General features: G+C 71.5%; 20 protein-coding genes. 4 read left to right on the top strand and 16 right to left on the bottom strand.

Annotated features, from left to right (window positions below; all coding sequences use genetic code 11):
• Positions 1-2 precede the first annotated feature (2 nt).
• The gene (tal, locus tag H300_RS0101590) at positions 3-1,121 is read right to left on the bottom strand and encodes a transaldolase (RefSeq protein ID WP_028426001.1); all 1,119 of its coding nucleotides are present in this window, start codon (positions 1,119-1,121) and stop codon (positions 3-5) included.
• 43 nt (positions 1,122-1,164) lie between these two features.
• Positions 1,165-3,252 carry a transketolase gene (tkt, locus tag H300_RS0101585; protein ID WP_028426000.1) on the bottom strand — a complete coding sequence of 696 codons (2,088 nt, stop codon included), beginning with the start codon at positions 3,250-3,252 and terminating at the stop codon, positions 1,165-1,167.
• Between the two features lie 397 nt (positions 3,253-3,649).
• Here tkt and H300_RS0101580 point away from each other — a divergent pair, with 397 nt between their 5' ends.
• From H300_RS0101580 to H300_RS24485, 3 genes are all read left to right on the top strand, one after another.
• Positions 3,650-4,594: a heme o synthase gene (locus tag H300_RS0101580; RefSeq protein WP_028425999.1), complete on the top strand. Its 945-nt coding sequence runs from the start codon at positions 3,650-3,652 to the stop codon at positions 4,592-4,594.
• A 114-nt stretch (positions 4,595-4,708) separates the two neighbouring features.
• Complete coding sequence (locus tag H300_RS0101575; RefSeq protein ID WP_028425998.1) at positions 4,709-5,065, top strand: hypothetical protein; 357 nt, start codon at positions 4,709-4,711, stop codon at positions 5,063-5,065.
• Positions 5,066-5,122: 57 nt separating this feature from the next.
• On the top strand, positions 5,123-6,157 hold the full coding sequence (locus H300_RS24485; RefSeq protein WP_486583447.1) for an amidohydrolase: 1,035 nt from the start codon (positions 5,123-5,125) through the stop codon (positions 6,155-6,157).
• Positions 6,158-6,224: 67 nt separating this feature from the next.
• Here H300_RS24485 and H300_RS0101565 read toward each other — a convergent pair whose 3' ends face one another.
• The 13 genes from H300_RS0101565 to H300_RS0101505 all read right to left on the bottom strand — a co-directional run bounded on the left by H300_RS0101565 (position 6,225) and on the right by H300_RS0101505 (position 20,102).
• Positions 6,225-7,211: a COX15/CtaA family protein gene (locus H300_RS0101565; RefSeq protein WP_028425997.1), complete on the bottom strand. Its 987-nt coding sequence runs from the start codon at positions 7,209-7,211 to the stop codon at positions 6,225-6,227.
• A 92-nt stretch (positions 7,212-7,303) separates the two neighbouring features.
• Positions 7,304-8,962 carry a glucose-6-phosphate isomerase gene (pgi, locus tag H300_RS0101560; protein WP_028425996.1) on the bottom strand — a complete coding sequence of 553 codons (1,659 nt, stop codon included), beginning with the start codon at positions 8,960-8,962 and terminating at the stop codon, positions 7,304-7,306.
• A gap of 221 nt (positions 8,963-9,183) precedes the next feature.
• Positions 9,184-9,519, bottom strand: a complete 336-nt coding sequence (locus H300_RS0101555; RefSeq protein ID WP_078515630.1) for an RNA polymerase-binding protein RbpA — start codon at positions 9,517-9,519, stop codon at positions 9,184-9,186.
• A 146-nt stretch (positions 9,520-9,665) separates the two neighbouring features.
• The gene (gene secG, locus H300_RS0101550; protein ID WP_028425994.1) at positions 9,666-9,893 is read right to left on the bottom strand and encodes a preprotein translocase subunit SecG; all 228 of its coding nucleotides are present in this window, start codon (positions 9,891-9,893) and stop codon (positions 9,666-9,668) included.
• Positions 9,894-10,016: 123 nt separating this feature from the next.
• Entirely contained in the window at positions 10,017-10,790 is a 774-nt protein-coding gene (gene tpiA / locus H300_RS0101545) for a triose-phosphate isomerase (protein WP_028425993.1), read from the bottom strand.
• Positions 10,791-10,878: 88 nt separating this feature from the next.
• The gene (locus H300_RS0101540) at positions 10,879-12,111 is read right to left on the bottom strand and encodes a phosphoglycerate kinase (RefSeq protein ID WP_028425992.1); all 1,233 of its coding nucleotides are present in this window, start codon (positions 12,109-12,111) and stop codon (positions 10,879-10,881) included.
• Positions 12,112-12,228: 117 nt separating this feature from the next.
• Positions 12,229-13,233: a type I glyceraldehyde-3-phosphate dehydrogenase gene (gap, locus tag H300_RS0101535; protein ID WP_028425991.1), complete on the bottom strand. Its 1,005-nt coding sequence runs from the start codon at positions 13,231-13,233 to the stop codon at positions 12,229-12,231.
• Positions 13,234-13,389: 156 nt separating this feature from the next.
• Positions 13,390-14,367 carry a DNA-binding protein WhiA gene (whiA, locus tag H300_RS0101530; RefSeq protein WP_028425990.1) on the bottom strand — a complete coding sequence of 326 codons (978 nt, stop codon included), beginning with the start codon at positions 14,365-14,367 and terminating at the stop codon, positions 13,390-13,392.
• On the bottom strand, positions 14,358-15,410 hold the full coding sequence (locus H300_RS0101525; protein WP_028425989.1) for a uridine diphosphate-N-acetylglucosamine-binding protein YvcK: 1,053 nt from the start codon (positions 15,408-15,410) through the stop codon (positions 14,358-14,360). Before H300_RS0101525 ends, whiA begins: the two co-directional genes overlap by 10 nt.
• Positions 15,407-16,339 (bottom strand): RNase adapter RapZ, encoded by a 933-nt coding sequence (rapZ, locus tag H300_RS0101520; RefSeq protein WP_078515628.1) that lies wholly within the window; start codon positions 16,337-16,339, stop codon positions 15,407-15,409. The genes H300_RS0101525 and rapZ overlap by 4 nt, the downstream gene beginning before the upstream one ends.
• A 43-nt stretch (positions 16,340-16,382) precedes the next feature.
• Complete coding sequence (uvrC, locus tag H300_RS0101515; RefSeq protein WP_028425987.1) at positions 16,383-18,500, bottom strand: excinuclease ABC subunit UvrC; 2,118 nt, start codon at positions 18,498-18,500, stop codon at positions 16,383-16,385.
• Between the two features lie 51 nt (positions 18,501-18,551).
• Complete coding sequence (locus H300_RS0101510) at positions 18,552-19,208, bottom strand: MBL fold metallo-hydrolase (RefSeq protein ID WP_028425986.1); 657 nt, start codon at positions 19,206-19,208, stop codon at positions 18,552-18,554.
• A gap of 150 nt (positions 19,209-19,358) precedes the next feature.
• Complete coding sequence (locus H300_RS0101505) at positions 19,359-20,102, bottom strand: maleylpyruvate isomerase family mycothiol-dependent enzyme (RefSeq protein WP_051269287.1); 744 nt, start codon at positions 20,100-20,102, stop codon at positions 19,359-19,361.
• Between the two features lie 181 nt (positions 20,103-20,283).
• Between H300_RS0101505 and uvrA the strand changes: the two genes are divergently transcribed.
• Positions 20,284-23,283, top strand: coding sequence for an excinuclease ABC subunit UvrA (gene uvrA / locus H300_RS0101500; protein ID WP_028425984.1), 3,000 nt, complete (start codon positions 20,284-20,286; stop codon positions 23,281-23,283).
• A 149-nt stretch (positions 23,284-23,432) separates the two neighbouring features.
• Here uvrA and H300_RS24480 read toward each other — a convergent pair whose 3' ends face one another.
• Positions 23,433-24,515 carry a TerC family protein gene (locus H300_RS24480; protein WP_051269284.1) on the bottom strand — a complete coding sequence of 361 codons (1,083 nt, stop codon included), beginning with the start codon at positions 24,513-24,515 and terminating at the stop codon, positions 23,433-23,435.
• Between the last annotated feature and the right edge of the window lie 37 nt (positions 24,516-24,552).

Genomic DNA, 24,552 nt, shown 5'->3' with positions numbered 1-24,552 from the left:
GCCTACGCCTCCTTCGGGGAGACCCGCTTGAGCTCGGCCTCGGTGGAGGCGAGCAGGTCCGTCCAGGAGGACTCGAACTTGTCGACGCCCTCGACCTCCAGGGTGCGCACCACGTCGTCGTACGCGATCCCGAGCTTCTCGATCGCGTCGAGGTCGGCGCGGGCCTGCGCGTAGGTGCCGCGGACGGTGTTGCCGGTGATCTCGCCGTGGTCCGCGGTCGCCTCCAGGGTGGCCTCCGGCATGGTGTTGACGGTGCCGGGGGCGACGAGCTCGGTGACGTAGAGGGTGTCCGGGTAGGACGGGTCCTTCACACCGGTGGAGGCCCACAGCGGACGCTGTCCGTTGGCGCCCTTGTTCTCCAGGGCCTTCCAGCGGTCCGAGGCGATGACCTCCTCGTAGGCCTGGTAGGCGAGCCGGGCGTTGGCGACGGCGGCCCTGCCCTTGAGCGCCTTGGCCTCGTCGGTGCCCACCGCGTCGAGCCGCGGGTCGATCTCGGCGTCCACCCGGGAGACGAAGAAGGACGCGACCGAGTGGATTCGGGAGATGTCCAGGCCCTTGGCGTCGGCCTTCTCCAGACCGGTGAGGTAGGCGTCCATCACCGCGCGGTAGCGCTCCAGCGAGAAGATCAGGGTGACGTTGACGCTGATGCCGGTGGCGATCACCTCGGTGATGGCCGGCAGACCCGCCTCGCTGGCCGGGATCTTGATCAGCGTGTTCGGGCGGTCCACCAGCCAGGCGAGCTGCTTGGCCTCGGCGACGGTCGGCGCGGTGCGGTGGGCCAGGCGCGGGTCCACCTCGATGGAGACCCGGCCGTCCCGGCCGCCGGTCGCCTCGTACAGCGGCCGCAGGATGTCGGCGGCGTCGCGGACGTCCGCCGTGGTGACCATCCGCAGCGCCTCCTCGACGCTGACCCCGCGGACCGCGAGGTCAGCGAGCTGCTGCTCGTAGCCCTCGCCGGCGGAGATGGCCTTCTGGAAGATCGACGGGTTGGTCGTGACACCGACGACGTTGCTCTGGTCCAGCAGCTCGGCCAGGTTGCCGGAGGTGATGCGCTGGCGCGACAGGTCGTCCAGCCAGATCGCCACGCCTTCGTCGGAGAGGCGCTTGAGTGCGTCTGTCATGGGAAAAACAACTCCTGCTTGTCGGGCTTGGCGTTCTTCTGCGTCAGCGGTTGGCGGCTTCGAGGGATTCCCTGGCGGCGCTGACGACCGCTTCGCTCGTCAGGCCGAACTCGCGGTACAGCGTCTGGTAGTCGGCGGACGCGCCGAAGTGCTCCAGCGACACGACCCGGCCGGCGTCGCCGGTCCAGCGGTGCCAGCTCATCCCGATCCCGGCCTCCACCGCGACCCTGGCACGGACCGAGGGCGGCAGCACCCCGTCGCGCCAGGCCTGGTCCTGCTCCTCGAACCACTCGACGCACGGCATCGACACGACCCGGGTCGGGACGCCGGACTCCTGGAGGCTCTCCCGCGCGGCGACGGCGAGCTGCACCTCGGAGCCGGTGGCGATCAGCACCACCTGCGGGGCGCCGCCCTCGGCCTCGAACAGGACGTAGCCGCCCCGGACGGCTTCCGGGTTCGCCGGGTAGGTGGGGACGTTCTGGCGGGTCAGGGCGAGTCCGTGCGGAGCCGGCTTGCTGCCGTGCCGCTTGAGGATCTCGCCCCAGGCCGCGGCCGTCTCGTTGGCGTCCGCGGGCCGGACGACGTTGAGACCGGGGATGGCGCGCAGCGCGGACAGGTGCTCGACCGGCTGGTGGGTGGGCCCGTCCTCGCCCAGCCCGATGGAGTCGTGCGTCCAGACGTAGGTGACCGGGCTCTTCATCAGGGCGGCCAGCCGCACGGCGGGGCGCATGTAGTCGGAGAACACCAGGAAGGTGCCGCCGTAGACGCGGGTGTTGCCGTGCAGCGCGATGCCGTTCATGGTCGCGCCCATGGCGTGCTCGCGGATGCCGAAGTGGATCGTCCGGCCGTACGGGTCGGCGCCCGGGAGCGGGTTGCCCACCGGGAGGAAGGAGGACGTGTCGAAGCTGGTGTTGTTCGAGCCCGCGAGGTCGGCGGAACCGCCCCAGAGCTCGGGAATGATCGGCCCGAGGGCCTTCAGCACCGCGCCCGAGGCCTTGCGGGTGGCGACGTCCTTGCCGGTCTCGAAGCCGGGCAGCGCCTCCTCCCAGCCGTCGGGCAGCTTGCCGGCGCGGATCCGGTCGAACTCCGCGGCGCGCTCGGGGTTGGCACTGCGCCAGGCGGCCAGGTTCTTGTCCCACTCGGCGCGCGCCTCCCGGCCGCGGTCCAGCGCGGAACGGGTGTGCGCGAGGACGGCCTCCTCGACGGGGAAGTGCTGCTCCGGGTCGAAGCCGAGCAGCTCCTTGGTGGCGGCGACCTCCTCCGCGCCGAGCGCGGACCCGTGCGCGGCCCCGGTGTTCTGCGCGTTCGGCGCCGGCCAGGCGATGATCGAACGGGCGGCGATCAGCGACGGGCGTTCCGTCTCGGCCTGGGCCGCGAGCAGCGCGCGGCGCATGCCCTCCGGGTCCAGGTCGCCGCTCTCGGTCTGCTCGACGCGCTGCACGTGCCAGCCGTAGGCCTCGAAGCGGGCCTCGGTGTCCTCCGAGACGGCCGTCTCGGTGTCGCCCTCGATGGAGATGTGGTTGTCGTCCCACAGCACCACGAGGTTGCCCAGCTTCTGGTGGCCCGCGAGCGAGGAGGCCTCCGCGGAGACGCCCTCCTGGAGGTCGCCGTCGCCGGCGACGGCCCAGATGGTGTGGTCGAAGGGGGATTCGCCGGGGGCGGCCTCCGGGTCGAACAGGCCGCGCTCGTAGCGGGCGGCCATGGCCATGCCCACCGCGTTGGCGATGCCCTGGCCGAGCGGGCCGGTGGTGGTCTCCACTCCCACCGTGTGCCCGACCTCGGGGTGGCCCGGCGTCCGGCTGCCCCAGGTGCGGAAGGACTTGATGTCGTCCAGCTCCAGGCCGTAGCCGGCCAGGTAGAGCTGGATGTACAGGGTGAGGCTGCTGTGCCCCACCGAGAGGACGAAGCGGTCCCGCCCGGTCCACTGGGCGTCGGACGGGTCGTGCCGCATCAGCTTCTGGAAGAGCACGTACGCGGCCGGGGCCAGGCTCATGGCGGTGCCGGGGTGGCCGTTGCCGACCTTCTGGACGGCATCCATGGCCAGGACCCGCACCATATCGACGGCACGCTGGTCCAGCTCGGACCACTCGAACGTCGGCTCGGAATCTGTGGTGGTCGGCTTGCTGCTCACCCTGTCTCAGGGCTCCTCTCCACATGACGGAAACCGGTGACCTGTGCCGCACCGGGCGCTGTCGAGCCTACCCCTGACGACCTGCCGAGGACGTGTGCCGCTCACCAGTCGGGCAGGCCTGAGGCACGCCGGCCGGAAGACGGACCCGGCTGTTTCCGTTTCGGCCTCCTGTCGTGCCTGGCCCGTCCCCCGCCACGACCGACGGCCGAACCCGCCCGGCAGGACGGGGCGGGAGGCGGGTCGACACGGACGACCCCCGGCGCGGCCGAGGTATGGCGGGCGTCTAAAGTGGCGTGGTAGGAGCGAGTCCGGGTCCGGCGGTTTGGCCGGCGCTCGTCGGCGCTCGCCATGTTCCCCCGCGGCTCGCCGCGGAAGTCGCTTGTGATCAGGGGTGCTCGTGACGGCCGTCGAATCCCGTCCTGCGGGAATGCTCGATTCCGGAGCCGGCCGCAGGCCGCGGTTCGGTGTACGGCTCAAGGCCTTCGTCTCCCTGACGAAGCCCCGGATCATCGAGACCCTGCTCATCACCACCATTCCGGTGATGTTCCTGGCCGCGCAAGGGGTCCCGGACCTCTGGTTGGTGCTGGTCACCTGTTTCGGCGGCTACCTCTCGGCGGGCGGGGCCAACGCCCTCAACATGTACATCGACCGGGACATCGACGCCCTGATGTCCCGCACCTCGCAGCGCCCCCTGGTGACCGGGGTCGTCTCCCCGCGCGAGGGCCTGGTCTTCGGCCTCGCTCTGGCGGTGGTCTCCACCACGTGGTTCGCACTGCTGGTGAACTGGCTCTCCGCCGCCCTGTCGCTGGGTGCGCTGCTCTTCTACGTCGTCGTCTACACGATGCTGCTCAAGCGCCGCACCTCGCAGAACATCGTCTGGGGCGGAATCGCGGGCTGCATGCCGGTGCTGATCGGGTGGTCCTCGGTCACCAACGAGCTGAGCTGGGCCGCACTGGTGCTCTTCCTGGTCATCTTCTTCTGGACTCCGCCGCACTACTGGCCGCTGTCGATGAAGGTGCGGGAGGACTACGTGCGGGCCGGGGTGCCGATGCTGCCGGCCATCGCGTCCAACCGGACGGTCGCCCGGCAGATCGTGCTCTACAGCTGGGTGATGGTCGGCGTCTCACTCACCCTCTGGCCGCTGGGCTACGTCGGGTGGTTCTATCCCACGGTCGCCGCGCTCACCGGTGGCTGGTGGCTCTGGGAGGCCCACGCCCTGCAGTCCCGCGCCAGGGCCGGGGCGACCGGGGCGAAGCTCAAGGAGATGCGGCTCTTCCACTGGTCGATCACCTACGTCTCGCTGCTGTTCGTCGCGGTCGCCGTGGACCCGTTCCTCCGCTGAGCGCACGCTCCCGCGGCGCCGCCCCAGCGCCCCGCCGGCTTGGACGGCGGGGCGTGGCACCGGCCACGGCAGTCCCCGTCGCCCACGGCGCTACCCGCGGGTAGCATCAGTGGCATGGCAGACGAGACGCACAGCGACGACCCCAGCCCGGCGACCGACCGGCGGCACCGGCGCCGGACGGCGAGGCTCGCCAAGCAGATCTCCGGTTTCGCGGAGCGCCACGGCGGCGGCGCGGAGGCGCAGATCTCGTACCTCGGCCAGCGCGGGTTCCGCATCGTGCTGGTCGGCGCGGACGGCCAGTGGGGCGACCTGGTGGCGGAGAGCCGCCGACTCGCCGACGAGGCAACCGCCCGTGCCGGGGTCGCCGTCCACGAGGCCTTCGACGGCGAACTCGCCGCCCGGGTGCGTACCGGCCCCTACGAGTGGTCCCGGATGGCGGGCATGCAGCTCGGAGGCCCGAGCAACACCTGAGCGGCGCCTGCCGCGTTAGTCCCGGCATGGAGCCCCTCGTCGACCAGTACAGCCGCGGTGTCCTCCACAGCGAGCTGGGGCTGGGGGCCTTCGAGGCCCACCTCGCCGCCGCCCACCGCGCGGCGGGGCGGGGCGCCCCCGGGGAGCAGCCATTTCGACAGCCGGCCCGGACTGGCGGTGCGGCGCTGGTGCCCGCCACTGCTCGGGCTGGAGCCGCACAGCAGTCCGGTGCGGTACCTGGCCCGTCGACGGGAGCGGGGGGCCTTCGCCGCGGGCCGGGCGCTGCTGCGCGGCAGCGGCATCGGAAGTTACGTGATCGGCCCCGACACCCCGACCGCCCCACCCGCGCGCCGTATCGTGGACCGGAATGCGGACCCCGGCCTCACCACCCCCGCCGAGTTGGCCGACGCGGCCGGTGGACGGGGGTACGAGGCGGTCTGCCTGCGGCAGCTCGCCGGGCAGGTCGCGGACATCTCCGACACGGCCCGGGCGTTCCTGGCCAACACCGCCGAGGCGCTGCACAGCGCAGCCGGCAAGACGGTCGCCTTCGTCGCCGCGGACGGCTTCGGGAGCGGCGGTGAGGCACCGGAGCTGCCCGAGGTGCTGCGCGCGGTGGGCCGCTTGCTGCGCCGCCCGCACGCGCCACCCGAGCCGACGGTTCTCCACCACCTGCTCTGGAGCGCGCTGGCCACCGGCCGCCCCGTGCAGCTGCACTGCGGGGACCCGGCGCCGCTGGCCGGGTTCCTGCACGCCACCCGTGGGCTCGGCGCCCCGGTCGTCCTGCTGCCCCGCCCGCCCCACCACCGTGCGGCGGCCCGGCTGGCGGCACCCTTCCCGCACGTCTACGCGGATGCCGGCCCTCGTCCCGCGGAGACCCTGACCGAGGCCCCGTTCGGCAAGCTGCTGTTCTCCAGCGGTGCGCGGGCGCTGCCCGAACTGTACGTGGCGGCTGCCCGGATGTTCGTTGCCGAGTTGGAACGGCTGCTGACCCGCTGGAGCGACGAGGGCCACTGCCACCGGCGGGACGCGGTCCGGATCGCCGCTCCCGTGACGGGCGGCACCGCACGGCGGTTGTACGCGCTGCCCGGCTGAGCAGGAACGCCCCGCCGGGCGCTACGGCGCTACGGGGCCGTACCCGGAGGCCCGAGCAGCACCGGGGCTACGCAGGGACGGCCGGCCGCTCGGCGGCCGGTCCCGGCGCCGCCGCGGGCGCGTCGTCTCGCGCGCGCATCGCGAGCAGCACCCGCACGACCGCGATCCACACCAGCGTGGACCCCAGCAGATGGATCCCGACGAGCAGTTCCGGCATGTCGGCGAGGTACTGCGCATAGCCGACGACGACCTGTGAGGCGAGTACCACCGCGAGCTCGCGGGCGCGGGCACGGGGGCCGGGCGGCGCGTCCCCTGCACGCAGCAGGAACCACAGCACGGCGGTCAACAGGACCAGGGCCCAGGCCAGTGACGCGTGCACCCGGGTAATGGTCTCCCAGCCGACCCAGTCGATCCGGTGCACCTCCCGGGCGTCGCCGGCGTGCGGCCCGGCGCCGGTGACCAGGGTCCCGACGACCACGAGGGCCGCCGCGACGCCGGTGAGGGCCCGGGTCGACCACCGAATCCGGGCGGACACCAGGGGGCGCGGCGGCGCGGCGCCCTCCCTGACCCGCTGCCAGGTGAGCACGGTCAGCGTGATCAGGGCCGTGGCCAGCAGGAAGTGCCCGGCGACGCTGTAGGGGTTGAGCCCCGTGCGCACCGTGACGCCGCCGAGCACCGCGTTGCCCATCACGACCCAGAACTGCGCCCAGGCCAGCCGGGAGAGCCCGCGGCGGCGCGGCTCCGCGCAGCGCACCGCGACGATGACCCAGCCGACCGCCGCGCTCAGCACGTAGGTGAGCATGCGGTTGCCGAACTCGATGGCACCGTGCAAGCCCATCTCGCGGGTCGCGAAGAGACTGTCGTCGGTGCACTTCGGCCAGGTGTCGCACCCGAGACCGGAGCCGGTGAGCCGTACCGCGCCCCCGGTGACCACGATGACCACGCTCATCACGACGGCCGCCGTGGTGGCGCGGCGCAGTACGTCCCGGGACGGGGTCCAGCGGCGGGAGAGGTACGCCAGCGGGTTGCGCGCGGCTTCGAGCAGATTCGGCACGGTCCCATGGTAAGCGGGCGCTTGTGCGCGCGTTCACGAGGGGTCCGTGGCAGAGGTGCGGGGCCCGGCGTCCGGCCGGCCCCGCACCTCGGTCAGCGTCCGCGCAGCCGCCGGTAGCGGTCCACCAGGGTGCGGGTGGAGCCGTCCAGTCCCTCCACCTCGGCGCCCTCGGTCAGCGCGGGCTCGATCCGCTTCGCCAGCACCTTGCCCAGCTCCACGCCCCACTGGTCGAACGAGTCGATGTCCCAGATCGCGCCCTGCACGAACACCTTGTGCTCGTAGAGCGCGATGAGCTGCCCGAGGACGGAGGGGGTGAGGGTTGAGGCCAGGACGGTCGTCGTCGGCCGGTCGCCGCGGAAGGTGCGGTGCGGCACCTGCTCCTCGGGGACGCCCTCGGCCCGCACCTCGTCGGCGGTCTTGCCGAAGGCCAGCGCCTGGCCCTGCGCGAAGAGGTTGGCCATCAGCAGGTCGTGCTGGTCGCGCAACGGTCCGAGTTCCGCGAGCGGCTCGGCGAAACCGATCAGGTCTGCGGGGATCAGTTTGGTGCCCTGGTGCAGCAGCTGGTAGTAGGCGTGCTGGCCGTTGGTTCCGGGAGTGCCCCACACGACCGGACCGGTCTGCCACGAGACGGGCTCCCCGGCGCGGTCCACCGACTTGCCGTTCGACTCCATGTCCAGTTGCTGGAGGTAGGCCGTGAACCTGGCGAGGTAGTGCGAGTACGGGAGGACGGCGTGCGCCTGCGCGTCGAAGAACTCGCCGTACCAGACGCCCAGGAGCCCCAGCAGCAGCGGCGCGTTGCGCTCCGGCGGCGCCGTGCGGAAGTGCTCGTCCATCAGCCGGAACCCGCCGAGCATCTCGTGGAAGTGCTCGGGGCCGATGGCCGTCATCAGGGAGAGGCCGATGGCGGAGTCGAAGGAGTACCGCCCGCCGACCCAGTCCCAGAAGGCGAACATGTTGGCCGTGTCGATGCCGAACCTCGCGACCTCGTCGGCGTTCGTGGACACCGCCACGAAGTGCGCCGCCACCGCCTCCGGTCCGGCGTCCAGGCCGTCGAGCAGCCAGTTGCGGGCCGCGGTGGCGTTGGTGAGGGTCTCGATGGTCGTGAAGGTCTTGGAGGCCACGACGAACAGCGTCGTCGCCGGGTCCAGGTCGCGGAGCGCCTCGTGCAGGTCGGCGCCGTCCACGTTGGAGACGAAGCGGAAGTCCAGCGAGCGGTCGGTGTACGGGCGCAGGACCTCGTAGGCCATCGCAGGGCCGAGGTCGGAGCCGCCGATCCCGATGTTGACGACCGTGGCGATCCGGCGGCCGGTGTGCCCGGTCCACTCGCCGGAGCGCACCCGCCGGGCGAAGTCGGCCATCTCGTCCAACACCGCGTGCACCGCGGGCACGACGTTCTCGCCGTCCACCTCGACCACCGCCTCGCGCGGGGCGCGCAGTGCGGTGTGCAGGACCGCACGGTCCTCGGTGACGTTGATCCGCTCGCCGCGGAACATCGCCTCGCGCAGCGGGGCCACGTCCGCGGCCTCCGCGAGGTCCACCAGCAGCCGCCAGGTCTCGTCCGTGACGAGATGCTTGGCGTAGTCGAGGTGCAGGTCCCCGACGTCGAGCCGGTAGCGTTCCGCGCGCCCGGGGTCCGAGGTGAACAGTGCGCGCAGGCCGGTGTCCCCGAAGTCCTCGCGGTGCTCGGCCAGTGCCGCCCACTGCGGAAGCCGGTCCGGCCTGACGCGGTCGCCCGTGCCGTTGGCGTTCATCTGCGAAATCAGCCCATTCTGTCGTACGTGCCCCGCCGTCCCCAACCTAACGCAGCAGTGGCCCGGCGGGACGCCTGCGCACGCGTCCTGCCGGGCCGTCTCCCGCCTGTTCGGATGAGCGTCTCGGAGGGTTTCGAGTCCGGACCGTCCCCGCCCCCGAACCGCTCCGCGAAGCCGTTGCACCACGGCGGCCCCCCGCGCGCGAGCAGCCCGACGGGCGGTCAGATCTCGCCGCGGAGCTTGGCGAGCGCCTCGGCGAGGATCGCCTCGCCGTCGGCGTCGCTGCGTCGCTCGCGGACGTAGGCGAGGTGGGTCTTGTACGGCTCGGTCCGCGGCGGGTCCGGCGGGTTCTCGCGGTCCTTGCCCGCGGGGAACCCGCACCGGGGGCAGTCCCAGGTCTCGGGGGCCTGGGCGTCGCCGGCGAAGCTCGGCTGCGTTTCGTGCCCGTTCGAGCACCAGAAGGAGATGCGCAGGCGCGGTGCGGACTCGCCCCGCTCGGCCTCGCCCATCGGCCCCGCTCCGACCCGGCTCCCCCGGATCGCGTTGCCACCTGCCACGGTTGTCACTCCCTGCCTCATGGTGCTGCGAAGTCGCCCTGGTGTGCCAGAAGCCCAACGCACGCCCGGCGGCGGCGGTTGCCCGGCCCGGACGCGAGCCTCATGATAGGCAGGGGGCCCGACCCGTTGTCAGCCGTCCGGACGCATCAGGACACCTTCATCATGATGCCCAGCGCCACGACGACACCGAACCAGAGCAGCGCGACCACGATGGTGATGCGGTCGAGATTCCGCTCGGCGACCGAGGAGCCGCCGACGGAGGACTGCATACCGCCGCCGAACATGTCGGAGAGGCCGCCGCCCTTTCCCTTGTGCATCAACACCAGCAGCATCAGCAGCAGGCTGAAGGCGATCAGGGCGATCGACAGACCCAATTCCACGGCTGGACCAACTCTCTCGGACTTCGAAGACAGGACGTGTCGGACGAATCATTCGGGGCCGGGCAGTGCGCCCGGCCCCGATCAGGGTACGACGGGTGGACCCCGTCGGCCTAGTTGCTACTGGTCGCGGAAGCGCACGATCTTGACGAACTCGTCAACGTCGAGCGCGGCACCACCCACGAGTGCGCCGTCCACGTCGGGCTGCGACATGATGGCGGCGACATTGCCGGACTTCACCGAGCCGCCGTACTGAATCCGGACCTTCTCGGCCGTCTCCTCGCCGTACAGCTCACCCAGCCGGCGGCGGATCGCACCGCAGACCTCCTGGGCGTCCTCCGGGGTGGCGACCTCACCGGTACCGATGGCCCACACCGGCTCGTAGGCGACGACGATGCTCGCGGCCTGCTCGGCGGTGACCTCGTCCAGGGCGCCGTCCAGTTGGGCCAGAGTGTGGGGGACCTGGGTGCCGGCCTTGCGGATGTCGAGCGGCTCCCCGACGCACAGCAGCGGGGTGACGCCGTGCCGGTAGGCCGCCTTGACCTTCGCGTTGCAGACCTCCTCGTTCTCGCCGTGGTACTGGCGGCGCTCCGAGTGCCCGATCACCGCGTAGCTGCAGTGCAGCTTCGCCAGCATCGCGCCGGAGACCTCGCCGGTGTAGGCACCGGAGTCCTTGCCGGAGATGTCCTGTGCGCCGTACTTGATCTTGAGTTTGTCGCCGTCGACCAGAGTCTGGACCGAGCGGAGGTCGGTGAACGGCGGCAGCACCGCCACCTCCACCCCCTCGTAGTCCTTGTCGGTCAGGGCGAAGGCCAGTTTCTGGACGTGAGCGATGGCCTCGAGGTGGTTGAGGTTCATCTTCCAGTTGCCCGCCATCAGCGGCGTGCGGCTCATGCGCGTGCCTTCCTCTGCTCTGGGACTCCCGCGCCGCGCGCGGAAGCGAAGTCCTCGTCCGGCCGGACGCGGTCCGGGCCGGGGCCGTTCACGACGTCCCGTCCTCCAACGCTTCGAGCCCGGGAAGGCGCTTGCCCTCCAGGTACTCCAGGCTGGCACCGCCGCCCGTGGAGATGTGGCCGAACGCCGTCTCGTCGAAGCCGAGCAGCCGGACGGCGGCCGCGCTGTCGCCACCGCCGACCACGGTGAAGGCCGGGCTCTCCAGCAGCGCCTGGGCGACGGCGCGGGTGCCGTCCGCGTAGTCCGGGTGCTCGAAGACGCCCATCGGTCCGTTCCAGAACACCGTCCGGGCGTCGGCCAGCCTCGCCGCGTAGAGCTCGGCGGTCCGCGGGCCGATGTCCAGGCCCATCAGACCGGACGGAATGGCCTCCGCGCTCACCGTCTCCGGGTCCGCGGGCGCCTTGGTCCGCAAGTCGGGGAAGCTGGAGCCGGCCAGGATGTCCACCGGGAGCACGAACTCCACGCCCAGCTTCTCGGCGCGCTCCAGGTAGCCGCGGACCACGTCGAGCTGGTCCTCCTGGAGGAGCGAGCCGCCCACCTCGTGGCCCTGGGCCTTGAGGAAGGTGAACACCATGCCGCCGCCGATCAGGATGCGGTCGGCCTTGTCCATCAGGTGCTCGATCACCCCGAGCTTGTCGGAGACCTTGGCGCCGCCGAGCACCACCGCGTACGGGCGGCGCACGTCCTCGGTCAGGCGCTTGAGCACCTCGACCTCGGCCGCGATGAGGCTGCCCGCGGCGTGCGGGAGCCGGGCCGGCAGGTCGAACACCGAGGCGTGCCTGCGGTGCACCGCGCCGAAGCCGTCGCCCACGTACAGGTCGGCCAGCTCGGCCAGCCGGTCCGCGAAGGCGCCCCGCGGCTCGTCCTCCTTGGCCGTCTCGCCCACGTTGAAGCGGAGGTTCTCCAGCAGCGTGACCCCGCCGTCGCCGAGCCCGGCGACGGCGGCCTTCGCGCTGTCCCCCACGGTGTCGGTGGCGAAGGCGACTCCGCCCTTCGCTGTCTCGCCGAGCAGTTCGCCCAGCCGGACGGCGACCGGTGCGAGCGAGTACTGCGGGTCGGGCTCGCCCTTGGGGCGGCCCAGGTGGGAGGCGACGACCACCCGGGCGCCGGCCGCCGCGAGCTTGGTGATCGTCGGGACGGCGGCCCGGATGCGGCCGTCGTCGGTGATGGTGCCCTCGCTGAGCGGCACGTTGAGATCGGCCCGGACGAAGACCCGCTTCCCGGTGACCCCTTCGGCGACGAGCTCGTCGATCGTCTTCATGGTCTGCTGATGCTCCTTGTGAGAAGGCCGAGTGCCGAAAACGGGCCCGTGCGGCGCGTTCGCACGCCGCACGGGCCCGATCCGGTCACATCTCGCTGCCCTGTTCCGGCACAGCGGTCAGAGCTGGCCGCCGACGAACACGGTCAGGTCGACGAGGCGGTTGGAGTAGCCCCACTCGTTGTCGTACCAGCCGACGATCTTCGCCTGCTTGCCCTGGACCATGGTCAGGGAGGAGTCGAAGGTGCAGGAGGCCGGCCAGTTGACGATGTCCGAGGAGACGATCGGGTCCTCGGTGTAGTCCAGGACACCCTGCAGCCCGCCCTCGGCCGCCTTCTGGAACGCGGCGTTGATCTCGTCCCGGCTCGCCTCGCGGTCGAGCTCGAACACGAGGTCGGTGACCGAGCCGGTGGGGACCGGGACGCGCATCGCGATGCCGTCGAGCTTGCCCGCCAGCTGCGGCAGCACCAGCGCGGTCGCCTTCGCGGCGCCCGTGGAGGTCGGGATGATGTTCTCCGCCGCCGCGCGCGCACGCCGCAGGTCCTTGTGCGGGAAGTCGAGGATGCGCTGATCGTTGGTGTAGGCGTGCACCGTCGTCATCATGCCCTTGACGATGCCGAAGTTCTCGTCCATCACCTTGGCCATCGGCGCCACGCAGTTGGTGGTGCAGGAGGCGTTGGAGACGACGTGGTGCTGGGCCGGGTCGTAGGTGTCCTCGTTCACGCCCATGACGACGGTGATGTCCTCGTCCTTGGCGGGTGCCGAGATGAGGACCTTCTTCGCGCCCGCGTCGAGGTGCTTCGCGGCGTCTGCACGCTTGGTGAAGATGCCGGTCGACTCGATGACGACGTCGGCACCGAGCTCACCCCAGGGGAGATTCGCCGGGTCGCGCTCGGCCATCGTGCGGAAGGTCTGGGAACCGACCGTGATGGAGTCCTCGGTGTGGCTCACCTTCTGCTTGAGGCGGCCCAGGATGGTGTCGTACTTCAGCAGATGGACGAGAGTGGCGTTGTCGGTCAGGTCGTTGACACCGACGATCTCGATGTCCGCCCCCTGCTCCAGCAGTGCGCGGAAGTAATTGCGACCGATGCGGCCAAAGCCGTTGATGCCTACGCGGATCGTCACGAACCGATCTCCTCGTTGGTACGCCGGTGCGGACACCGACAAGGTTGTATGGGATGTCCCCGACCGTCTCCGACCCTACCGCGCGGGGCCGGATCGGGTGACATCGGGCGCACTCCCGCGCCGCCTGCGGAACCGCGGGCGGCGCGGAGCCGCGGTTCAGCCCACCATCTCCTCGGTGAGCGTGGCCTCGGTGCCCGGGAGCCCGAGGTCGGAGGCCCGCTTGTCCGCCATCGCCAGCAGCCGCCGGATCCGGCCGGCAACCGCGTCCTTCGTCAGCGGCGGGTCGGCGAGCGCGCCGAGCTCCTCCAGCGAGGCCTGCTTGTGGTCCATCCGCAGCCGTCCGGCCGCCGCCAGGTGCTCGGGGACCTCCTCGCCGAGGATCTCCAGCGCCCGCTGCACGCGGGCCCCGGCCGCCACCGCCGCGCGGGCGGAGCGGCGCAGGTTGGCGTCGTCGAAGTTGGCGAGACGGTTCGCGGTGGCCCGCACCTCCCGGCGCATCCGCCGCTCCTCCCAGGCCAGCACCGAGTCGTGCGCGCCGAGCCGGGTCAGCAGAGCGCCGATGGCGTCGCCGTCCCGGACGACCACGCGGTCCACGCCGCGCACCTCGCGCGCCTTGGCCGCGATCTGCAGCCGTCGGGCCGCTCCGACCAGGGCCAGCGCGGCCTCCGGACCGGGGCAGGTCACCTCCAGGGAGGACGAGCGGCCCGGCTCGGTCAGCGAGCCGTGCGCCAGGAACGCGCCGCGCCACGCGGCCTCCGCGTCGCAGGTCGCGCCGGAGACCACCTGCGGCGGCAGTCCGCGGATGGGACGCCCCCGGCCGTCCACGAGTCCCGTCTGCCGGGCGAGCTGGTCGCCCCCGGCGACCACCCGCACGACGTAGCGGCTGCCGCGCCGCAGACCGCCGGGGGCCATCACCACCAGGTCCGAGGCGTGCCCGAAGATCTCAAGGATGTCCTTGCGGAGTCTGCGGGCGGCGATCCCGGTGTCCAGCTCCGCCTCGATCACGATCCGGCCGCTCACCAGGTGGAGGCCGCCGGCGAACCGCAGGATCGACGAGACCTCCGACTTCCGGCAGCAGGTCCGGGTGACGGGTAGCCGGGAGATCTCATCCTTCACCGCTGCCGTCATCGCCATGGGCCGATCCTTCCATGCATCCGAAAAATACGGTCGTACGCGGCTGCCAGCAGCTCCGGATCGTGCCGGTCGGAGGCGCCGCCCGGTGGGGACCGGTCGGCGCCGCCGGGCGCGGCCACCGAAGCCAGCTCGACCGATCCACCGAATCTGCGGGCGGCTTCCCGCAGGCTCTCCTGGTCGGGCACGGCGTCCTGATCGGCCAGCACCACGTCGAAGGCGAGTTTAGGGGCGTGTCGGGCCAAAACCTCCAAATGACGCTGCGGGGAGAAACCATCTGTTTCTCCCGGCTGCGGTGCAAGGTTCAACGACAGCACCCGGCGGGCCTTGGTCTCGGTGAGCGCCTGGAGCAGTTCCGGGACCAGGAGGTGCGGAATGACCGAGGAGAACCAGGACCCGGGGCCGACCACGACCCAGTCCGCGTCCAGCACGGCGGCGACGGCCTCCGGAACCGCCGGAGGATCACCCGGCACCACCTTGACCTGCTGGACCTCTCCAGGGGTGAGCGCCACCGTCGCCTGACCGCGGACGGTGGAGAGCGCGTCCGGGTGCGCCGGGTCGTGCCCCCGCACCAGGGCCTGGAGTTCCAGCGGCACCGCCGACATCGGCAGCACCCGGCCGTGCGCGCCGAGCAGTTTGCCGACGAGGTCGAGCGCGGACACGTGGTCGCCGAGTTGCTCCCACAGGGCCGCGATGAGCAGGTTCCCCACCGCGTGGCCCTGGAGGTCGCCCTCCCCGGCGAAGCGGTGCTGCACCACGCTGGCCCAGGTCCGGCCCCAGTCGTCGTCGCCGCACAGGGCGGCCAGCGCCTTGCGCAGGTCGCCCGGGGGCAGGATGCCCAGTTCGTCGCGCAGACGGCCGCTGGAGCCGCCGTCGTCGGCGACGGTGACCACGGCCGTCAGGTCGCCGGTGATCCGGCGCAGCGCGGTGAGCGAGGCGGAGAGGCCCATGCCGCCGCCGAGCGCCACCACCTTCGGCTGACCGCCCCGGCCGGACAGCACTCCGCGGCGGCGCAACCGGAGCGTCCGGCCGGTGACTCGGCTCACTCGCGTCCCATGTCCCGGTGGACGACGACCGTCTCCACACCCGCCGCGGCCAGCCGGCTGCCGAGCCGTTCGGACATCGCCACGCTGCGGTGCTTGCCGCCGGTGCAGCCCACCGCGACCGTGACGTAGCGCTTGCCCTCGCGGCGGTAGCCCTCGGCGATCAGTTCGAGCAGCTCGGTGTAGCGGTCCAGGAACTCCTTGGCACCGGGCTGATCGAAGACGTAGTCGGAGACCTCCGGGCTGGTGCCGGTGAAGGGCCGCAGCTCGGGGACCCAGTGCGGGTTGGGCAGGAAGCGGCAGTCGACGACGAGGTCGGCGTCGACCGGCAGACCGTACTTGTAGCCGAACGACATCACCGTCGCCCGCAGCTCCGGCTCCTCCTCGCCGGCGAACTGGGCGTCCATCTTGGCCCGCAGTTCGTGGACGTTGAGGCTGGAGGTGTCGATCACCAGGTCGGCGTCCCCGCGCAGCTCCCGCAGCAGGTCGCGCTCGGCCCCGATGCCGTCCACGATCCGGCCGTCGCCCTGGAGGGGGTGCGGCCGCCGCACCGACTCGAAGCGGCGTACCAGGGCGTCCTCGGAGGCCTCCAGGAAGACGATGCGCCGGGTGACGTGCTTGGCGGCGAGGTCGGCCAGGGATTCCTTGAGGTTGTCGAAGAACCTCCGCCCGCGCACGTCGACGACCACCGCGATCCGGGCGACGTTGCCCTGGGAGCGCGCACCGAGGTCGACCATCGTGGGGATCAGGGCCGGGGGCAGGTTGTCGACGACGAACCAGCCCAGGTCCTCCAGGCACTTCGCCGCGGTGCTGCGGCCCGCCCCCGACATCCCTGAGATGATCACCAGTTCGGGGATCTTCGCGTTCTCGGCGCCGGGCTCGGCCGGCGTGGCGGTGTTCACCTGTGCTCCCGTTCCATCTGCGTCGCTCATGGGGTCCCCCGGATCTCGGCTGTGCCTGTGCGGTGTGGAGCTCTCACTCCCCATCATCGTCGATGAGCTCACCGGTCGCCGTGTTGACCGCCGGCCGGGCGGCCGGGCGCTCGCCCAGAGCGGCCACCACCGTCTCCGCCGTGCGCCGTCCGACGCCCGGGACCTCGCAGAGCTGTTCGACGGTGGCGCTCCGAAGGCGCCTGACGGAGCCGAAGTGCTTGATCAGCGCCTGCTTGCGGCTCTCACCCAGCCCCGGCACGGAGTCCAACGGACCGGCCCTGAGGGACTTGGCCCGCTTGCTCCGCTGGTAGCGCAACGCGAAACGGTGCGCCTCGTCCCGTACCCGCTGGAGCAGGTAGAGGCCCTCGCTGCTACGCGGGAGCACCACCGGGTCGTCGTCCCCCGGCACCCACACCTCCTCCAGCCGCTTGGCCAGCCCGCAGACCGCGACGTCGTCGATGCCGAGGGCGTCCAGCGCCTCCTGCGCGGCGGCGACCTGCGGCTGCCCGCCGTCCACCACCACCAGTTGCGGCGGGTAGGCGAACCGCCTGGGCCGCCCGTCCTCCTCCCGGCCCCCGGCCGCGGCTCCCCCGGCTCCGGCCTCGCCGGGGGCCGGAGCCGCGGCGGAGGCTCCGGGGGGCCGTGCCGCCTCCGGGGCGGAGGCCCCCTCCGGCCCGGAGGCGGCGCCCGGCTCCGGATGGTCCGGCGCCGGGGTGCCGTCCCACTCGCCGGAGCTCTGCTTCTCCTGGAGGTAGCGGCGGAAACGGCGGTCGACCACCTCGCGCATCGCGCGGGCGTCGTCCTGCCCCTCGAATCCCTTGATCTGAAAGCGGCGGTACTCGCTCTTGCGGGCCAGTCCGTCCTCGAAGACCACCATCGAGGCGACCACGTCGTCCCCCTGGAGATGGGAAATGTCGAAGCACTCGATGCGCAGGGGCACGGAGTCCAGCTCCAGTGCCTCGGAGATCTCCTCCAAGGCCCGGGAGCGGGTGGTGAGGTCGGAGGCCCGCTTCGTCTTGTGCAGGGTCAGGGCGTGCTGGGCGTTGCGCTCCACCGTCTCCATCAGCGCGCGCTTGTCGCCGCGCTGCGGGACCCGCAGGCTCACCCGGGCCCCCCGGCGCTCGGTGAGCCACGCCGCCACCGGCTCCTCCGGTTCGGGCAGCGCCGGCACCAGGACCTCGCGCGGCACCCCGCCGCTGCCGCCGGAACGGCCGGTGTCGCCGCGCTCCTCACCGTAGAGCTGCTGCAGGGCGTGCTCGACGAGGTCCGCCGTGGTCACGGCCTCGACCTTGTCCGTGACCCAGCCGCGCTGCCCGCGCACCCGGCCGCCGCGGACGTGGAAGATCTGCACGGCGGCCTCCAGCTCGTCCTCCGCCAGGGCGATCAGGTCCGCGTCGGTGGCGTCGGCGAGCACCACCGCGTTCTTCTCCATCGCCCGCCGCAAGGCTCCGATGTCGTCGCGCAACCGGCCGGCGCGCTCGTACTCCATCTCCTCGGCGGCCTCCTGCATCTGCTCCTCCAGCCGGCGCAGGTAGGCGCCCGTCCGACCAGCGGTGAAGTCGCAGAAGTCCTCGGCGAGTGCGCGGTGCTCCTGCGGGCTGACCCGGCCGACGCAGGGCGCCGCGCACTTGCCGATGTAGCCCAGCAGGCAGGGGCGGCCGATCTGCGCGGAGCGCTTGAACACCCCGGCGGAGCAGGTGCGCACCGGGAAGACCCGCAGCAGCAGGTCGACCGTCTCGCGGATCGCCCAGGCATGCGAGTAAGGCCCGAAGTAGCGCACGCCCTTCCGCTTCGCGCCCCGCAGCACCTGTACCCGGGGGAACTCCTCGTTCATGGTCACCGCGAGGTAGGGATAGCTCTTGTCGTCGCGGTACTTGACGTTGAACCGGGGGTCGAACTCCTTGATCCAGGTGTACTCGAGCTGGAGCGCCTCGACCTCCGTGCCGACGACCGTCCACTCCACGGAGGCGGCCGTGGTGACCATCGTCGCCGTCCGGGGGTGCAGGCCGGCCAGGTCCTGGAAGTAGGAGGAGAGCCGCTGGCGCAGGCTCTTCGCCTTCCCCACGTAGATCACCCGGCGGTGCTCGTCACGGAAGCGGTAGACCCCCGGCGAGTCGGGGATCTCCCCCGGTCGGGGCCGGTAGGTGGAGGGATCTGCCATGCCGGACACCCTACGGCCCGGCTCCGACACCCCGCCGGGGGCGCCGGGGTGTCACCAGCCGCGCTCCCGCCACTCCCGCAGCGCGGGGCGCTCGGCACCGAGCGTGGTGTCGGCGCCGTGTCCGGGGTAGACCCATGTCTCGTCGGGGAGCACGGCGAACAACCGGTTCTCCACGTCGTCCAGCAGCCGGGCGAAGTTGTCCGCGTCGCCGAAGGTGTTGCCGACGCCCCCGGGGAAGAGGCAGTCACCGGTGAAGACGTGCGGGTGACCGTGCGGGTCGTCGTAGACGAGCGCCACCGAGCCGGGGGTGTGGCCAGCCAGGTGGCGGACGGTGAGCGTGCAGGCGCCCACCTCCACCGTGTCGCCGTCCGCGAGCGGCAGATCGGTGGCCACCGGAATGCCCTCGGCATCGTGCTCTCCGGCGCAGGTGCGGGCGCCGGTGGTCGCCACGACGGCCTCCAGCGCCTGCCAGTGGTCCCCGTGCCGGTGGGTGGTGACGACCGTGCGGACACCGTCGTCCCCGATGAGCCGCAGCAGGGTCGCGGCCTCGTCGGCCGCGTCGATCAGCAACTGCTCACCCGTGGCGCGGCAGCGCAGCAGGTACGCGTTGTTGTTCATCGGGCCGACGGCGACCTTGGAGATCATCAGGTCGGCCAGTTCATGGACATCGGCCGGTCCGCCGACGGTGACGTTGCCGGTGTAGGGCATCGGTGGTCCTCATTCCTCGGTGGGAGGGGGCGGGTTCCCCGCGGGTCCGGGAGACACCACCCCGCGGGACGGGTTCTTCGGACGGGTCCTTCGGGGCATACAAAGGCGCGAGCGGTGCGGGCAGGTCTCCTCGGGGCACCGCGGGGCGCGTCAGAGCGCAGGCAGCACCGGCAGGGCCCCGCCGTCCGTGCCGAGGTCGGCCCCGGGGGCGCGGCCGGACAACCATCCGACCAGCGCGCCGGGCGTGCCGGTGACCAGCACCGGCCGGTCGGGGCCCGCCGCGGCCTCCGCACGGCGGCCGGTGCGCCAAATCCGGCCGTCCGCCGTGCGCACCTCGGCGGGTGAAACCTCGGGACGGCCCGCGAACCGGTCGGCGAGGTACCCGATCGCCCGGTCGGCGAAGTCCTCCGGAAGGTCGTCGGAGGTCGGCCCGATACCCAGGTCGACGAGGTGCAGCTCGACCTCGACCCGCCGCCGGAACGGGATGTTCAGCAGCAGGTCGGTGACACCGTTGCGCAGCTCCACGCGCTGACGCCACCGCTCGGCCGGCACGTCGGCCAGCAGCGCCGCCAGCCGTTCCGCGCTCACCCGCACGTCCTCGACCTGCTCGGGCAGCGGCCGGGGGGCGCCGGCCTCGATGTCCGCGTCCCGCGCCTCGACGCCGGTGTACATCGGGCGGCCGCTCACGACGTTCCGCAGGGCGTCGGCGTTGCGGGCAAGATGGGTCAGGACGTGTCCGCGGGTCCACCCGGGCAGCAGCGAGGGCGCGCGCACCTCCGGGGCTTCCCCGGTGGCGCCGGACACGGCGGCCAGCAGCCGGTCGGTGGACTGCCGCAGTACGGCGAGTTCCGCTCGGGCGGGCTCGGGCTGCGCGGCGTGCTCGGGGGGAGTCATGATCCAACGCTAGCCGGGCCACACCTTCGAGTGAAGTGGGTGGACATCGGCATCAATTCGAATACGCGTGCTATAAGCTCACCGTGAAGCATCTCACCGTCATCCGCCTCGCGTCCGCCCTACTCTGGGTGGGGGCGGCGTCCGTTCCCGCTCCCACCACACACGAAAGGTGCCAACCGGCGTGGTCGACCGTCTCATCGTCCGTGGCGCTCGCGAGCACAACCTCAAGAACGTCTCGCTCGACCTCCCCCGCGACTCGCTCATCGTCTTCACCGGGCTCTCCGGGTCGGGCAAGTCCTCGCTCGCCTTCGACACGATCTTCGCCGAGGGGCAGCGTCGCTACGTCGAGTCGCTCTCCTCCTACGCCCGGCAGTTCCTCGGGCAGATGGACAAGCCCGATGTCGACTTCATCGAGGGCCTCTCTCCCGCGGTCTCGATCGACCAGAAGTCGACCTCGCGCAACCCCCGCTCCACCGTAGGCACCATCACGGAGGTCTACGACTACCTTCGGCTGCTGTTCGCCCGCGTCGGAAAGCCGCACTGCCCCGAGTGCGCGCGCCCGATCAGCCGGCAGTCGCCACAGGCCATCGTGGACAAGGTCCTCGGGCTGGAGGAGGGCAGCCGGTTCCAGGTGCTCTCCCCCCTGGTGCGCGAGCGCAAGGGCGAGTTCGTCGACCTCTTCGCCGACCTCCAGGCGAAGGGGTACAGCAGGGCCCGGGTGGACGGCAGCACGATCCAGCTCTCCGAGCCTCCCGCACTCAAGAAGCAGGAGAAGCACACCATCGAGGTGGTCGTCGACCGCCTGACGGTCAAGGACAGCGCCAAGCGCCGCCTGACCGACTCCGTGGAGACGGCTCTGGGCCTCTCCGGCGGCATGGTCGTGCTGGACTTCGTCGACCTCGACGCGGACGAGCCGCAGCGCGAGCGGATGTACTCCGAGCACCTCTACTGCCCGTACGACGACCTCTCCTTCGAGGAGCTGGAGCCCCGCTCCTTCTCCTTCAACTCGCCGTTCGGGGCGTGCCCGCAGTGCACCGGCATCGGCACCCGCATGGAGGTCGACGCGGACCTCGTCGTCCCCGACGAGGAGAAGTCCCTCGACGAGGGCGCCGTCCACCCCTGGTCCCACGGCCACAACCGCGAGTACTTCGGCCGGCTGATCGGAGCCCTGGCCGACGCCCTGGGCTTCCGTACGGACATCCCGTGGGCCGGTCTCCCGCAGCGGGCCAAGAAGGCCCTGCTCAACGGCCACCGCACCCGCATCGACGTCCGCTACCGGAACCGCTTCGGCCGGGAGCGCTCGTACACCACCGCGTTCGAGGGGGCCCTGCCGTTCGTCCGGCGCCGGCACGCGGAGGCGGAGTCGGACAGCGGCCGGGAGCGCTTCGAGGGGTACATGCGCGAGATCCCCTGCCCCGCCTGCGAGGGCACCCGGCTCAAGCCGATCGTGCTCGCCGTCTCGGTGCAGGGGAAGTCCATCGCCGATGTCGCGGCGATGTCGATCAGCGAGTGCGCCGACTTCCTCCGGGACATGACCCTGACCGCGCGCGAGAAGACCATCGCCGAACGGGTGCTCAAGGAGGTCAACGAGCGGCTGCGGTTCCTGGTCGACGTCGGCCTGGACTACCTCTCGCTGAACCGCGCAGCCGGCACGCTCTCCGGGGGCGAGGCGCAGCGGATCCGGCTGGCCACCCAGATCGGCTCCGGCCTGGTGGGCGTGCTCTACGTCCTGGACGAACCCTCCATCGGGCTGCACCAGCGGGACAACCACCGGCTGATCGAGACGCTCGTCCGTCTCCGGGACCTGGGCAACACCCTGATCGTCGTCGAGCACGACGAGGACACCATCAAGACCTCGGACTGGGTCGTGGACATCGGCCCCGGTGCCGGTGAGCACGGCGGCAAGGTGGTGCACAGCGGCCCGTACCAGGAGCTGCTCTCCAACGAGGAGTCGATGACCGGCCTCTACCTCGCGGGGAAGAAGAACATTCCGATCCCGGAGGCACGCCGACCTGTCGACCCGCAGCGCAAGCTGACGGTGCACGGCGCGCGGGAGCACAACCTGCAGAACCTCAGTGCGGACTTCCCTCTCGGCGTGCTGACGGCCGTCACCGGGGTTTCCGGCTCCGGCAAGTCCACCCTGGTGAACGACATCCTCTACGCGCACCTGGCCCGGGAGTTGAACGGCGCCAAGGTCGTGCCGGGCCGGCACACCCGGGTCACCGGGGACGACCTGGTGGACAAGGTCGTCCACGTCGACCAGTCCCCCATCGGGCGCACCCCGCGCTCGAACCCGGCCACCTACACCGGCGTCTTCGACCACGTCCGCCGCCTGTTCGCGGAGACGATGGAGGCCAAGGTCCGGGGGTACCTGCCCGGCCGCTTCTCCTTCAACGTGAAGGGCGGCCGGTGCGAGAACTGCTCCGGCGACGGCACCATCAAGATCGAGATGAACTTCCTGCCGGACGTCTACGTGCCGTGCGAGGTCTGTCACGGCGCCCGGTACAACCGGGAGACTCTGGAGGTGCACTACAAGGGCAAGAGCATCGCCGAGGTGCTCGACATGCCCATCGAGCAGGGTTTGGAGTTCTTCGAGGCGGTCCCGGCGATCGCCCGCCATCTTCGTACCCTCAACGATGTCGGCCTGGGGTACGTCCGCCTCGGGCAGTCCGCGCCGACTCTCTCCGGGGGCGAGGCCCAGCGGGTCAAGCTCGCCGCGGAGCTGCAGAAGCGCTCCACCGGCCGGACGGTGTACGTGCTGGACGAGCCGACCACCGGTCTGCACTTCGAGGACATCCGCAAGCTGATCAAGGTGCTGGACGGCCTGGTCGACAAGGGCAACTCGGTGATCGTGATCGAGCACAACCTCGACGTCGTCAAGACGGCGGACTGGGTGGTCGACATGGGGCCGGAGGGCGGCTACGGCGGCGGCCTGATCGTCGCGGAGGGCACCCCGGAGCAGGTCGCCGGCGTTCCGACGAGCCACACCGGGAAGTTCCTCCGGGAGGTGCTGGGCAGCCGGGTCAGCGACGCCGCGACGAGCACGGCCAAGGGCCGGAACGCGGGCGCCGGACGCAGGTCCGGCGCGGGTGAGCCGGCCGGGGCCGCGTCCTCGTCGGCCGCGGGCAAGCGTGCTCCGGCGAAGAAGGCCACGAAGAAGGCCGCCGCTTCGAAGGGCTGAGAACGGCTCGCTCCTCGCGGCCAGGGCACGCACGCCCGCACCGCGAGGAGCGAGGACGGAACACAGCACGGTGGCCGGTGCCTTGAGGCACCGGCCACCGTGCTGTGTTCCGTCCGTCCGCGCCCGGGCCGGGCACGGACGGACGTGTGTCAGCGTCGTTCGCTGTCCGCGTCCCGGTGCTCACCGGATGCCGTTCCGCGGCCCTCGGCAAGCGTGTCGGCGTTCGTGCCCAGGGCGGCCGCCCTCGCGGCAGCGGGCCCCTCCCCGACGGCGGCCTCCTCCGTGCCCTGTCGCCGGCTGGCGAGCAGGCTCGTGACCGTGGTGATCACGAGGACCCCGCAGATGAAGCTGAGGGACACCGGGATGCTGATCTCCGGCACACCGACACCCGCCTCGTGCAGGGCGTGCAGTACCAGCTTGACCCCGATGAAGCCGAGGATGACCGAGAGCCCGTACGAGAGGTGGACCAGCTTCTTGAGCAGTCCGCCGATCAGGAAGTAGAGCTGCCGCAGACCCATCAGGGCGAAGGCGTTGGCGGTGAAGACGATGTACGGGTCCTGGGTGAGGCCGAAGATCGCCGGAATCGAGTCCAGGGCGAACAGTACGTCGGTGGTCCCGATCGCCAGCATCACGATCAGCATGGGCGTCATCAGCCGCTTGCCCGCCCGCGTGACGAACAGCTTCGTGCCGTGGTACTGGTCCGTGGAGGGGAAGCGCCGCTCCACCATCTTGAGCAGGCGGCTCTCCTCGTAGGCCTCCTCGTCCTTGTCCGTCGCCCGAGCCTCCTCGATCAGCTTCCAGGCGGTCCAGATCAGGAAGCCGCCGAAGATGAAGAAGACCCAGGAGAAGGTGGAGACCAGGGCAGCACCGGCGGCGATGAAACCGGCCCGGAGGACCAGCGCGATCAGCACACCGATCATCAGCACCCGCTGCTGGTAGATGGCGGGCACCGAGAACTTCGCCATGATGAGCACGAAGACGAAAAGGTTGTCGACGCTCAGGGACTTCTCGGTGATGAATCCGGCGAAGAACTCACCTGCGGGCTGGGGACCGACCACGAGGTACAGGCCGATTCCGAAGATCACGGCCAAGGTGATCCAGACGGTCGTCCAGATGCCGGCCTCCTTGAGGGAGACCTCGTGCGGTTTTCGGCCCCCGATGAAGAAGTCGACGGCGATCAGGGCGCACAGGACGACCAGGGTAAGCGCCCAGGTCTGGACGGTGACATCCATGCAGCTCTCCTCCGGCTGTGGTTGCCGGAGGTCTCTT

This window comes from Streptomyces sp. TAA040 (assembly GCF_000424845.1).
Note: the sequence above shows the minus strand (reverse complement) of the source record. Positions and strands in the feature narration are given on the sequence as shown.